At 73.9% G+C, this 13,077-nt stretch carries 9 protein-coding genes; 7 read left to right on the forward strand and 2 right to left on the reverse strand.

From position 1 onward, the window contains the following. The 5 genes from E1212_RS27705 to E1212_RS27725 form a co-directional block, all read left to right on the forward strand. The coding region (locus E1212_RS27705) for an RICIN domain-containing protein (RefSeq protein ID WP_203417341.1) at positions 1-1,642 on the forward strand (1,642 nt) is incomplete at its 5' end. Between the two features lie 19 nt (positions 1,643-1,661). After that, entirely contained in the window at positions 1,662-1,946 is a 285-nt protein-coding gene (locus tag E1212_RS27710) for an Imm8 family immunity protein (protein WP_131988554.1), read from the forward strand. Between the two features lie 221 nt (positions 1,947-2,167). Beyond that, positions 2,168-2,425: a WhiB family transcriptional regulator gene (locus E1212_RS27715; RefSeq protein ID WP_111256804.1), complete on the forward strand. Its 258-nt coding sequence runs from the start codon at positions 2,168-2,170 to the stop codon at positions 2,423-2,425. Positions 2,426-2,612: 187 nt separating this feature from the next. Continuing rightward, positions 2,613-4,757: an MMPL family transporter gene (locus tag E1212_RS27720; RefSeq protein WP_131988556.1), complete on the forward strand. Its 2,145-nt coding sequence runs from the start codon at positions 2,613-2,615 to the stop codon at positions 4,755-4,757. Between the two features lie 300 nt (positions 4,758-5,057). Then, on the forward strand, positions 5,058-6,263 hold the full coding sequence (locus E1212_RS27725; RefSeq protein WP_131988558.1) for an MFS transporter: 1,206 nt from the start codon (positions 5,058-5,060) through the stop codon (positions 6,261-6,263). Between the two features lie 7 nt (positions 6,264-6,270). Here E1212_RS27725 and E1212_RS27730 read toward each other — a convergent pair whose 3' ends face one another. Together E1212_RS27730 and E1212_RS27735 are read right to left on the reverse strand one after the other, a co-directional pair. Further along, positions 6,271-7,023, reverse strand: coding sequence for a hypothetical protein (locus E1212_RS27730; protein ID WP_131988560.1), 753 nt, complete (start codon positions 7,021-7,023; stop codon positions 6,271-6,273). A 28-nt stretch (positions 7,024-7,051) separates the two neighbouring features. Further along, positions 7,052-7,969 (reverse strand): LysR substrate-binding domain-containing protein, encoded by a 918-nt coding sequence (locus E1212_RS27735; protein ID WP_131988566.1) that lies wholly within the window; start codon positions 7,967-7,969, stop codon positions 7,052-7,054. Between the two features lie 91 nt (positions 7,970-8,060). Between E1212_RS27735 and E1212_RS27740 the strand changes: the two genes are divergently transcribed. Together E1212_RS27740 and E1212_RS27745 are read left to right on the forward strand one after the other, a co-directional pair. Continuing rightward, positions 8,061-11,516 carry a proline dehydrogenase family protein gene (locus E1212_RS27740; RefSeq protein WP_131988562.1) on the forward strand — a complete coding sequence of 1,152 codons (3,456 nt, stop codon included), beginning with the start codon at positions 8,061-8,063 and terminating at the stop codon, positions 11,514-11,516. Continuing rightward, positions 11,513-13,048 (forward strand): SagB family peptide dehydrogenase, encoded by a 1,536-nt coding sequence (locus E1212_RS27745; RefSeq protein ID WP_131988564.1) that lies wholly within the window; start codon positions 11,513-11,515, stop codon positions 13,046-13,048. Before E1212_RS27740 ends, E1212_RS27745 begins: the two co-directional genes overlap by 4 nt. Positions 13,049-13,077 lie beyond the last annotated feature (29 nt).

Genomic DNA, 13,077 nt, shown 5'->3' on the forward strand with positions numbered 1-13,077 from the left:
CCCGCCGGCCGACGAGCCCGTCGCCGACGACTCGCCCGAGGACCCGCCGGCCGAGCAACCCGACGTCGAGCCGTCGCAGCCCTCGGAGTCGCCGAACAGCGAGCCCACCGTCGAGCCGACGCCCGACCCCACCCAGCCGTCGGTCGAGCAGGCGCCGGTCATCGACCAGCAGCCGCCGCCCAACCCCGTCGTCGTCGCCGGCGAGACCATCACGCTGACGGTCGCGGTGTCCGGCAACCCGCCGCCCGACCTGCAGTGGCAGTACGCCGACCCGCGCGCGGGCTCGTCCGGCGGAGGCGACGGCGACGGCGAGGCCGTCGCGGCGGCGTACACGTCGGCGCCGCAGTTCTGGCTGGCCCCGACCACGAGCGGCACGCCGTACGTCGACTCCGACCCCACGCCCGGTGAGCCGGCCGACGGCACGACCGACGACATCGTCGAGCCCGAGACACCCGGCGACGAGACTCCCGCCGCCGAGGTCTCCGACGGCGAGACGCCGGCGGACGAGCTGCCGGCCGAGGAGGACTGGGTCGACCTCGCGGGCGAGACCAGCGAGACGCTGGTCATCGACGAGCCCACGGCCGACCTCGACGGCCGCGCGTTCCGGGTCAAGGCCACCAACCCGCTCGGCACCATCACGACCGAGGCGGCCGTCATCTCGGTGCAGTACCCGCCGTCCGTCGAGGCGCACCCGCAGAACGTCACCGTCGAAGAGGGCGGCACGGCCACGTTCGAGGCCACCGCCGTCGCCAACCCCGACGCCATGACCATCACCTGGCAGGTCCGCGCGCCCGGCGGCGAGTGGGACGCGCCCGACACCAGCATCGCCACCACCCGCACCGAGGGGGTCACGTCGACGCTCGAGCTGACCGGCGTCGGCTCCGAGCGCAACGGCTACCGGTACCGCGCGGTGTTCCGCAACGACGTCGGCGAGGCCGCGTCCGAGCCGGCCACGCTGACGGTGCACTGGAAGCCCGAGATCACCGAGCAGCCCGAGTCCGTCGAGGCCGGCCCCGGCGACGACGTCGAGTTCACGGCGAGCGCCTCGGCCAACCCCGAGGGCACCTGGGCCTGGGAGTCCGCGCCGTCGTCCGGCGGCCCGTGGACCCCGGTCCCCGACGCCACCGGCAGCGGTCCCGACGCCGGGCTCACGGTGTCCGGGGTCGCGCTCGAGGACGACGGCACCCGCTACCGGGCCGTCTTCACCAACGAGCTCGGGACGGCCACCACCGCCCCTGCCGAGCTCGACGTCGTGCGGGCCGGCCGGTTCGAGGTCGACCTCGGCGAGCACGGCACCCGCTGCCTCGTGGTCGACGGCCAGGGCGCACCCCGCGCCGGCGACTGCGCCGACGCCCCCAGCCGCGGCTGGGAGGTCCCGGGCGACGGCACCATCATCTGGCGGGCCACCGGCCAGTGCCTCGACGGCGTGCACCCCATCGACGCCGTCCTGCTGGCCACCTGCGACGACAGCAACAGCCAGCAGTGGCATCTCGACCCCGAGTCCTCGTCCTCCCAGACGATCAAGAGCGTGAAGTACCACAGCTTCGTCCTCGACATCGAGCAGGTCGCCCCTGACGGCCGGCTGATCCTCTTCCCGGCCCACCAAGGGGTCAACCAGCTGTTCCGGTACATCCAGCCGTAACGCGCACGCGTCACAGTCGATGAGAGCCGCGCTCCGCTTCGCGAGCAGTGCCGACATCGACGTCGTGACCTACGTCCCGGCCGATCCGGCCGATGACGGCGTCCGGGTGCGGCTGATCGTCGGCCCGCAGGGCGGCGCCGGCGAGGAGTCGTTCGACGTGCTGGTCTGCACGCCGCTGCGGCTGGGCCGGGTCGTGCGCGAGCAGGGCCCGCAGCTCGGCCGCATCATCGCGCCCACGTGGGACGAGCTCGCCGAGCGGGTCACCGGCATCGGCTACCGGGAATTCGAGGACCACCGCCACTGAGCCCGCGGTCGCGAGCGGGCGGGCGGTCCGATTTCCGCCGCTCTGCACGCCTTCGCACCGCCCTTTCGAGTGCGTCGTCCGGCGCCCGGAAAAACTTCGAGAATTTCTTCGTCAGGCGCGTCATAGCCGCCCCCCTTCTCTGTCTTGTCGATCAAAGGGACCTGATCATCCGACAGGACGGCGAAGGGGGAACTGGCCGCATGACCGCGTTGGCCGATCACATGAACACGTACGCAGAGGACTGGTTCGAGCTGCGGGACGCGTGGCGGGCGTACGCCGCCTGCCGGGGCATGGACACCGACCTCTTCTACCCCGAGGGCCGCGGCAGCACGCTGCGGGCCAGGGAGCAGATCGCCAAGAACATCTGCACGTCCTGCCCGGTCGCGCAGCAGTGCCGGGAGGCCGCTTCGGCCCTTCCGGAGCGGTACGGCATCTGGGGTGGCCTGACCGAGGCCGAGCGGGGCTGGTCGCGCCGCTGAACCCCTGACACCACCCGCACCACGCTCAGAAATGGGCCGAGTCACACACCGCGCCGGCGCGAGTAATGTGACTCAGAGCACAGGCAATCCCCTTCGATCCCCGGCTCCCGCCGCATTCCGCGGACCGGCGGGACCGAAAGTTCCCGGTCGCTGCATCGCACCACCGTGCGTTGGCTAACGTCGGACCATGTTCGCTGCGCTGGGCCGCTACGTCGCCCGCCACCCGTGGCACGTCATCATCGCGTGGATCGCCGTCGCGGTAGCCGTCATCGCCACCGCGCCCGCACTCACGTCCACCACGGACGAGGCCGATTTCCTGCCCGATCACTACGAGTCCATCCAGGCCGCCGAGCTGCAGGCCGAGGCGTTCCCCGATCGCACCGAGACGGCCGCGATCATGGTGTTCGATCGCGAGGACGGCGGTGAGCTCACCGACGAGGACGAGGCCACCGTCCGCGACATCACCGACGAGCTGGGCGCGCTGGAGCTGCCGGAGCTCGGCACGTTCACGGCGAACGACCCCTCGGAGAACCGGCTGGTGCAGACCGCCACCATCGGTCTCGCCCAGGACGCCGACCCGTTCGGCGAGGAGTTGATGGACAGCGTTCGCGACCTCCGCGACGAGGCCGAGCCGCTGGTCGACGGCACCGGGCTGCGCATGGGCGTCACGGGCGCCGCGGCCCAGGGGCTGGACTCGCAGGAGGCGGCCACGAACGCCGAGGCGATCGTCGGCATCGCGACCGTCGTCCTGATCCTCGGGCTGCTGCTCATCATCTTCCGCAGCCCGATCATCGCGTTCATGCCGATCATCGTCGTCGCCGTCATCTCCCAGGTGGCGACCGGCCTGATCGCGTTCGCGAACGAGGCGTTCGGCCTGCAGGCCGACTCGTCGATCACCGTCATCCTCATCGTGGTGCTCTACGGCATCGGCACCGACTACATCCTGTTCTTCCTGTTCCGCTACCGCGAACTGCTGCGGCAGGGCACCGGCAGCAAGACGGCGGTGGCGCTGAGCATCGAGCGGGCCGGCGAGGCCATCGCGTCGGCCGGCGGCGCCGTCATCGTCGCCTTCATGGCGCTGATCCTGTCGACGCTGAGCATCTTCCGCTCCATCGGCCCGGCGCTGGCCATCGCGGTCGCCGTGACGGTGCTCGCGTCGCTCACGCTCGTCCCGGCCATCGTGTCGCTGCTGGGCACGAAGGTGTTCTGGCCGTCGAAGGCGTGGAAGAAGGAGCCGAAGGCGGCCCGCTTCGGCGCCGTCGGCGACTCGCTGGGCCGGCACCCGGTCCGGTTCGCGGTCGTGTCGGGCCTGGTGCTGGCGGCGCTGGCCGTGCTGGCGTTCGGGTTCCGGCCGACGTTCGACCTCTCCGACACGGGCGTGCCCGCCACGGCGGAGTCGTCAGTGGCGCTCGAGACGCTGCAGAAAGGCCTGCCGCCGGGCGCGACCGACCCGACGACGGTGTTCCTGCGCAGCACCGGCGGCGACACCATCAGCGAGGCCGACCAGGCGGCGTTCGGGACCGCCCTCGGCGAGGCTCCGGGCGTGGCGCAGGTGTCGCAGCCGCTCCCGTCGCCCGACGGCGGCACCGTCGTCTACAGCGTCGTGCTCGACGACGACCCCACCTCCGACGCGTCGATGGACAACGTCGCCGGGCCCATCCGCGACACGGCGCACGACTCCGCGCCGGACGGCACCGAGGCGCTGGTCGGCGGCACCACCTCGGTCTTCGTCGATCTGCAGGACGCCATGAACCGCGACTACTCCGTCGTGTTCCCGGTGGCCGCGCTCATCATCATGGTGATCCTGGCCGTGCTGCTGCGCAGCCTGGTGGCGCCCTGGTACCTCATGGCGTCGGTGGGCCTGGGCTTCGGCGCCACGCTGGGCGCGACGGTGCTGCTGTTCCAGACGATCCAGGGCGACGACGGACTGATCTTCATGCTGCCCATCTACATCTACCTGTTCGTCGTCGCGCTGGGCACCGACTACAACATCCTCATGGTCGCCCGGCTGCGCGAGGAGTCACGCAACGGGCTGGAGCCTCGGGACGCCGCGGCCATGGCGGTGCGTCACGCCGGGCCGACGATCGCCGCGGCCGGCGTCATCCTGGCCGGCACGTTCGCCTCGCTCATGCTGGGCGGCAACGCGCTGCTGGTCTCGATGGGCTTCGCCATCTCGTTCGGCATCTTCGTCGCGGCATTCATCATGGCGATGTTCTTCACTCCGGCGCTGACGGCGCTCATCGGGCACGCCGCCTGGTGGCCCGGCCACGGCGATCGCCGCGACGAGCCGGCCCCGCCCGGCGAGGGAGAACTGGTGAGGTCCGCGGACTGACCTCGCGGGGCCGTCGAGCACGGCGAAACCGGCCCGCGGCCCGTCGGCCATCGCGATCGCCACGGGCCCGGGTCAGGGTCACGACGGGCGGCGGCGCCGGCTGCTCGAGCCGGGCGTAGGCCCGGGCGACTCCGGGTGCCCGGGCAACAGCCGCAGCGCGCGCTCGTGAGCCGGACGGCCTCGTCCGCGAGGTCGACCCGGACTGCGTCGGGCCGCACCAGCGCCTGAACCGAATCGGTCCGGGGTCGCGGCCTGGAATTGGCCCTCACGACCGGACCGATTCACCCTTAGCGTCGTGTCATGACCACCGCCACGCTCGCCGTCGCCCCGGCTCCCGCCACCGTTCCCACTGTCGTCCACCCGCCCCTGATCAGCCGGGCGCTGCTGCTCCGGTTCGTCACGATCGTCGGCTCGTCGCTCGGCTTCTACCTGCCGCTGTCCGTCGTGCCGCTGGTCGCCGAGGCGTCCGGCTCGACGGGCACCGCGGGTCTGGCCACCGGCGCGCTGCTGGCCGCGTCGATCGCCGGTGAGGTCGCCACGCCGCGGCTGGTCGCCCGGTTCGGCTACCGGGCGGCGCTCACCGGCGGGCTGGTGCTGCTCGGCGCCCCCACCCTGCTGCTCGTGGTCTCGTCGGAGCTGGCCGCGGTCGTCGCCGTGAATCTGGTGCGCGGCCTCGGCTTCGGGGTCACGATCGTCGCCGGCGGCGCACTGACGGCCGCCCTGCTGCCTGCGCAGCGGCGCGGCGAGGGACTGGCGCTGGTCGGCGTCGTCGGCGGGATCCCCGCGCTGGTCGCGCTGCCGTTCGGCGTCTGGGCCGCGGGGCAGTGGGGCGCCGGGACGGTGTTCACCGTGACCGCCGCCGCGACCCTGCTGAGCCTGGTCGCGGTCCCCGGCCTGCCGAGCCGGACCACGTCGGCCGGCGGCTCGCAGAGCGACGAGCACGGCCATGGCGTGCTGGCCGGGCTGCGCGACGCCGGCCTGGTCCGGCCGTCGGTCGTCTTCGCGGCCTCGACGGTCGCGATCGGCGTGCTGGTGACGTTCCTTCCGCTGGCGACGGGGTCGGCCTCCGTCGCGGCGGCCGCACTCCTGGTCCAGCCGGCGACGGCGTCAGCCGCCCGCTGGGTGGCGGGCCGGCTCGGCGACCGGCACGGCCAGGCCCGGCTGCTGGTTCCTGGCCTGATGCTGGCGGCCGTCGGCCTGCTCGGCGTCGCCGCGACGGGGTCCCCGATCGCGGTCGTCGCCGGGTCGGCGGTGTTCGGCGCCGGGTTCGGGGTGCTGCAGAACGCCACGCTCGCGCTCATGTACAGCCGCGTGCGGCCCGAGGGCTACGGCGCGGTCAGCGCGATCTGGAACGCCGCCTACGACGCCGGCATGGCGGTGGGCGCGGCCGGCGCCGGGATCGTCGCCGCCGGCGCCGGCTACCCGGCCGTCTTCGCCCTGACCGCCGCCCTGCTCCTCCCCGCGCTCGTACCGGCCCGGCGCGAGCTCCGGCTCGGCACCCGCTGACCGGCCGTCAGGACGCCGACGTCCCGAGCTCGGCGGCGACGGCGCGCATGTGCCGGAGCCGGGCCTGCGGCGTCAGCCCCATGAAGTGCAGCGCGTGCGGCCGCGGCACCGTCGGCCGGTCGGTGTAGGACGCGGGGTCGCTGTTGTAGGACTCGGCGGGGATCCGCCCCGCGACGTAGGGCTGATTCCAGCCGGGCGGCAGCCACGACGTGCCGGCGAGGAACGAGCTGCCCCGGCCGGGCCGGGCCCAGTGATAGCGCTCGTCGCCGCGGTCCCAGCCCAACGCGAGCAGCACGGCGCCCTGGTCGGCCCAGGGCCCGGGCTGCGGACCCGCGGTGGCGACCGCGTCGAGGAACGCCGTCGCCGCGGGGCCGGCGCGCAGCAGCCACACCCCGGTGTTGGGGTTCAGGCGGTGCTCGGAGGGCACCTGCTCGAGGACGAGTGCCTGGAACGCCTGGGGATGGAGATGCGCCGCGACGTCCTCGTCGTCACGCAGGACCAGGACGTCGGCGTCGAGCCACAGGGCCAGGTCGTAGCTGCGCAGCGCCTCGCGCAGCAGCGCGATCTTGGCCCACTTGGCCTGCTGTGCCGCCGAGTCGGCCGCTGTGCCGTCGGCCGGCAGCCGCTCGGCGTGGACGTCGAACCCCCAGCGCGCCGCGTAGCGGCGAAACGACGGCAGCGCGCACTCGTCGAGCACCGGCTGCATCCGCGGCCCGGCCGCGGTCACGATGACCCGTTTCCTCCCCAGCGAACCGACCATGCTCACCTTGTGCCCAATCGCGGCTCGCTCACGCGGGCCGGGGCCGGCGGCCGAGCCCGTTCTCGACGGCGGCGGCGAGCGCCTCGCGGCAGGCCAGGATCGATGGCCGCTGGGCCATGGACCGCCGGGCCGCGGTGAACACCGTCCGGTGCGGAACGCCGTCGAGGTCGATCAGCCGCACCGACGGCGGCCGTCGCGCCCACATGAGGTCCGGGATCAGCGCGACGGCGTTGCCGGTCTCGATGAGCTCGATCTGTGCCGTCAGGTCCGCGGTCTCGAACCGCACGTCGGGCTCGAACCCGGCCTGCCGGCAGGCCTGCTCGGCGAAGTGCCGCGACGCGGCGCCGTGCGGCTCGACCACCCACGGCAGGCCCGCGGTGTCGGCCAGCGTGGTGATGTGGGCCCACGCCGGCCCCGCCGGGACGGCCAGCCTGATGGCGTCGCGGGTGAGACCCACGCGGTCCAGCTCCGGGTGCCACGGCGCGGCGTGGTTCGGGTACTGCTCGGCGACCACGAGGTCGAAGTCGCGGGCGAAGGTCTCGAGCAGCGCGGTCTCGGGCTCGCGCTGGGTCATGGTGACCCGCAGCCGCGGATGCCGCTCGGCGAGGGTGTGCAGCAGGTCGGGCATCAGCGCCAGCGCGGCGGACTGGAAGACGGCGATGCGGACGGTGCCGGTGGCCTCCTGCAGCGAGGCCCGCAGGTCCGACTCCGCCTCCTCGAGCCGCTGCAGCACCGCCGCGGTGTGCTCGACCAGGATCTCCGCCTGCGGGGTGAGCTGCAGGCGCCGGCCGACCTTGCGCAGCAGCGCGACCCCCGCCTCTCTCTCGAGCAGCGTGAGCTGCTGCGACACCGACGACGGGCTCTGGTGCAGCGCCGTGGCGACGTCGGCGATGGTGCCTCGGACGGCGAGCTCGCGGAGCAGTCGGAGCCTGCGGACGTCGAGCACGATGACCTCCACCGACATGTAAGTAGATCTGACGGGTACCCGTCAGAAAACATCGCTTTACCTTACGTCACTAGGTGACCAGACTGTGGACATGGCACTGACCTGGAACGAGACCGACCCGCGCGCCGACGGTGTCGACGACCTCCTGGCGCTGTCCGACGAGGTCGTCACCACCGTGCGCCGCTGGCTCGACGAGTCCGCGAAGGTGCCCTCCAACGCCGCCGCGCGGCGCCTCGCCCAGGTCCTCGCCGACCCCAGCGGGCTGCCGTTCGCCGTCGGCTTCGTCGACGGCGTCGTCCGGCCCGAGGACGACCGCGTCGCCGCACGGGCGCTGCGCGACCTCGCCGCCGACATGCCGCCGTTCCTCCCCGCCCACCTGCGCCTCGCGCTGAAGACGGGCGCGCTGGCCGGCCGCGTCGCGCCGGGGCTGGTCGTGCCGGTCGCCCGCCGGGCGCTACGCGGCATGGTCGGCCACCTGGTCGTCGACGCCCGCCCGGCGAAGCTGGGCAAGGCCATCGCTCGCATCCGCGGAACCGGCGCCCGGCTCAACGTCAACCTGCTGGGCGAGGCGGTGCTCGGCGAGCGCGAGGCCGCCCGCCGGCTGCAGGGCACCTACCGGCTGCTCGACCGCGGCGACGTCGACTACGTCTCGGTGAAGGTGTCGTCGACGGTGGCGCCGCACTCCCCGTGGGCGTTCGACGACACCGTCGCGCACGTCGTCGAGACGCTCGTCCCGCTGTACCGGCGGGCGGCGGCGTCGTCGACGTTCGTCAACCTCGACATGGAGGAGTACCGCGACCTCGAGCTCACGACGGCGGTCTTCACCCGGCTGCTCGACCAGGAGGAGTTCCTCGGCCTCGAGGCCGGCATCGTCCTGCAGGCCTACCTGCCCGACACGCTGGCGTCGATGATCCGGCTGCAGGAGTGGGCGGCCGCGCGCCGCGCCCGCGGCGGTGCGCCGGTCAAGGTGCGCGTGGTCAAGGGCGCCAACCTGCCCATGGAGCGGGTCGAGGCGTCGCTGCGCGGCTGGCCGCTGGCCACCTGGGGCAGCAAGCAGGAGACCGACACCAACTACAAGCGGCTGCTCGACTACGCGCTGCGGCCCGAGCGGATCGGCAACGTGCACATCGGTGTCGCCGGGCACAACCTGTTCGACCTCGCGTTCGCCTGGCTGCTGGCCGGGCGGCGCGACGTGCGCGAGGGCGTCGAGGTCGAGATGCTGCTGGGCATGGCCGAGGGGCAGGCCGAGGTGGTCCGCCGCGAGGTCGGCCGGGTCCGGCTCTACACCCCGGTGGTGCACCCGCGGGAGTTCGACGTCGCCATCGCCTACCTCGTCCGGCGGCTCGAGGAGGGCGCCAGCGAGGAGAACTTCCTGTCCGCCCTCGCCGGCCTGCACGACCGCGAGGACCTGTTCCTGCGCGAGCGCGACCGGTTCCTCGCCTCGCTGGCCGCACTGGACCGGCGGGTCCCGCTGCCGCACCGCACGCAGGACCGCCGGCAGCCCGTCGAGGACACGGTGCAGACGGAGTTCGCCAACGTCCCCGACACCGACCCGGCGGTGCCCGGCAACATCGCCTGGAGCCGCGACATCCTCACCCGGGCGGCCGGCAGCAAGGCCGGCGCCGCGACGGCGGAGGCGGCCGCGGTGACGACGGCGGACGACCTCGATGCCGTGCTGGGGTCGGCGACGGAGGCCGGCCGCGGCTGGGGCGCGCTGACCGGCACCGAGCGGGCCGGCCTGCTGCGCCGCGCCGCCGTTGAGCTGGAGCGGCGCCGGGCCGAGCTGATCGAGGTCATGGCGGCCGAGGCCGGCAAGACGCTGGACCAGGGCGACCCCGAGGTCTCCGAGGCCATCGACTTCGCCAACTACTACGCAGGCCTGGCCGAGGAGCTCGACGAGGTCGACGGCGCCCTGCGGCGGCCGGTGCCTCTGACGGTCGTCACGCCGCCGTGGAACTTCCCGGTCGCCATTCCCGCCGGGTCCGTGCTGGCCGCGCTGGCCGCCGGGTCCGCCGTCGTCCTCAAGCCCGCCTCGCAGGCGGTCCGCTGCGGCGCCGTGCTGGCCGAGGCGCTGTGGGCGGCCGGCGTCCCGCGCGATGTGCTGCGGCTGGTGCGGGTGGGCGAGCACGAGCTGGGCCGGCGGCTGGTGTCCGACCCGCGTGTGGGCCGGCTCATCCTCACCGGCGCCTACGAGACCGCCGAGCTGTTCCGGTCGTTCCGCGCCGACCTCCCGCTGCTCGCCGAGACCAGTGGCAAGAACGCCGTCGTCGTCACCCCGAGCGCCGACATCGACCTCGCCGTCCGCGACGTCGTCCAGTCCGCGTTCGGGCACGCCGGGCAGAAGTGCTCGGCGGCCTCGCTGGTGATCCTCGTCGGCTCCGTCGCGCGGTCGCGCCGGTTCCGCGACCAGCTGGTCGACGCCGTCGCCTCGCTGAAGGTGGGCCTGCCGACCGATCCGACGTCGCAGGTGGGGCCGCTCATCGGCCCGGCCGGGGGTAAGCTGCTCAAGGCTCTGACCACGCTGGACCCGGGCGAGTCGTGGGTCGTGCGGCCGCGGCAGCTCGACGCCGAGGGACGGCTGTGGTCGCCCGGCGTCAAGGTCGGCGTGGCCGACGGCTCGGAGTACCACCTGACGGAGTACTTCGGCCCGGTACTCGGCATCATGACCGCCGCCACGCTCGACGAGGCGATCGCGATGCAGAACCGGGTGGCCTACGGGCTCACCGCCGGCCTGCACACCCGCGACGCCGGTGAGTTGGCCACCTGGCTGGACCGCGTTCAGGCCGGCAACCTCTACGTCAACCGCGGCACCACCGGGGCCATCGTCCGGCGGCAGCCGTTCGGCGGCTGGAAGCGCTCCGCCGTCGGCGCCGGGACGAAGGCGGGCGGGCCGAACTACCTGGTCGGGCTGACCGACTGGGCACCCGCGGTGTCGACGGCGCCGGCTGTGGGGACGCTGGCGGCCGGGCCCGCCGCGCTGCTGGCCGCCGCCCACGGCGCCGGGCTGGCCGGCGCCGAGTCACTGGAGCGGGCGCTGCGCAGCGACGCCGCCGCCTGGCGGTCGGAGTTCGGCGTCGCCCGCGACGTCTCCGGGCTGACCGCCGAGCGCAACGTGCTGCGCTATCTGCCGCACGCGGTCACCGTCCGGCACGAGTCCGCGGCGCCGGTCGCAGACCTGCTGCGCGTGGTCGCGGCCGGCGTGCTGGCGGGCGCGCCGGTGACGGTGTCGGCGGCCGGCGAGCTGCCCGCCGTCGTGGTGTCGGCAGTGACGGCGCTGGGCGTGCCGGTGGCGGTCGAGGCCCCGGAGGTCTGGCACCGGCGGGCGACCGGCCTGGCCGGTGGCCGCATCCGGCTGGTCGGCGGCGACCCGGTGAAGCTGTACGAGGCGGTCGGCGGCCGCCCCGACATCGCCGTCTACGCCCAGCCGGTCACCGAGGCCGGCCGCGTCGAGCTGCTGCCCTTCCTGCACGAGCAGGCGGTCAGCATCACGGCGCACCGCTTCGGCACCCCCGACCCGCTGGCGGAGGCGTCTACGCTCGCGGGATGACCCAGCGCAACGCCGACGTCCGGGCCGCCCTGGAGTTCCACGCGGCGACGAGGTACTGGCGCGACGACGACGGCGGCATCGCGATGGGGACGCCGCCGGCGCTGGAGAACGCGATCTGGGAGGAGGACCGCTCGCTCGAGCCGTACCCGTTCAAGGTGTACGAGACGCTCGAGCCGATCCCGCTCCCCCGCGACTTCGCGGCGTCGTCCATACCGGCACTGGAGGCGTTGTCGGCGTCCGGGCTCGACGGCGCGGCGGCGCCGGACCTGGAGCTGCTGGCCCGCATCGGGCTGCTCAGCAACGGCCTGCTCGACCGCACGGTCACCGTCCGCGACACCGTCATCACCTACCGGACGGCCGGCGGCACCGGCGCGCGCTACCACCTCGAGCTGTACGTCGTCTGCTGCGACCTGCCGGATCTGCCCGCAGGGGTGTACCACTACTCGGCGCTCGACCACAGCCTGCGCCAGGTCCGCTCCGGCGACGTCCGCGCCGCGCTGGGCGTCGAGGCCCCGGTCGTCATGGCGGTGACCAGCACGTTCTGGCGCAACGCCTGGCGATACAAGGCGCGCGCGTACCGGCACGCGTTCTGGGATGCGGGCACGTCGCTGTCGCAGGCACTGGCGGTCGCCGCGTCGGCCGGCGTTCCCGCGGAGCTGGTGCTCGGCTTCGCCGACGCCGCGGTCAACGCGGTGCTGGGGGTCGACGGCGCGCGCGAGGCCACCGTCGCACTGTGCGCGCTCGGCCGCGGCGGCCCACCCGCGCCGGATGTCGCGGAGCTGCCTCCGGTAAACCTGCCGGTGCGGCCCGTGTCGCCGCGTGAGGTGGAGTTCCCCGCGATCGGGGCGATGCACCGGGCGTCGTCGCTGGACACCAGGGCCGAGGTGGCCGCCTGGCGGTCCGCCACGGTGGCCGCGAAGAGCCCGGAGCCGGCGGGCCGCTTGGTGACGCTGCACCCGCTGCCCGACGACGCCGTCCCGCCGGATCCGGTCGAGGACGTGATCCCCCGCCGCCGCTCGACCCGCCGCTACGACACGGAGGCCGAGCTCTCGTTCCGCGACTTCTCCACATTGCTGGACCGCTCGGCGCGCGGGTTCGCCGCCGACGTCCTGCCGCCACTGGCCTGCTACCTGATCGTTCACGCCGTCGAGGGCCTCACGCCGGGCGTGTACCTGCACCACCCGGCGCTGGGGGCGGTCGAGCTGCTGCGCGCGGGCGACTTCCGCGCCGACTCCGCCCGCATCGCCGTCGGCCAGAGCTACTGCGCCGACGCGCACGTCAACGCGTACTGGCTGGCCGACCTGCGACCGCTGCTGGAGCGCTACGGAAACCGCGGCTACCGGGCAGCGCAATTGGTCAGCGCGCTGCGGGCCGGCAAGCTGCACCTGGGCACGCACGCGCTGCGCCTCGGCGCGTGCGGCTCCACCTCCGCCGACGACGAGGTCATCGAGTTCTTCTCGCCCCACGCGGCCGGCATGTCCTATCTGTTCGTCACGGTGTTCGGCGTTCGGCGCCCCCGTGGGCCGGGGTGATGAGGTGGGCCGGGGTGATGAGGTGGGCC

Source organism: Jiangella ureilytica, assembly GCF_004348545.1.
In the GTDB taxonomy this organism is placed as follows: Bacteria; Actinomycetota; Actinomycetes; order Jiangellales; family Jiangellaceae; genus Jiangella; species Jiangella ureilytica.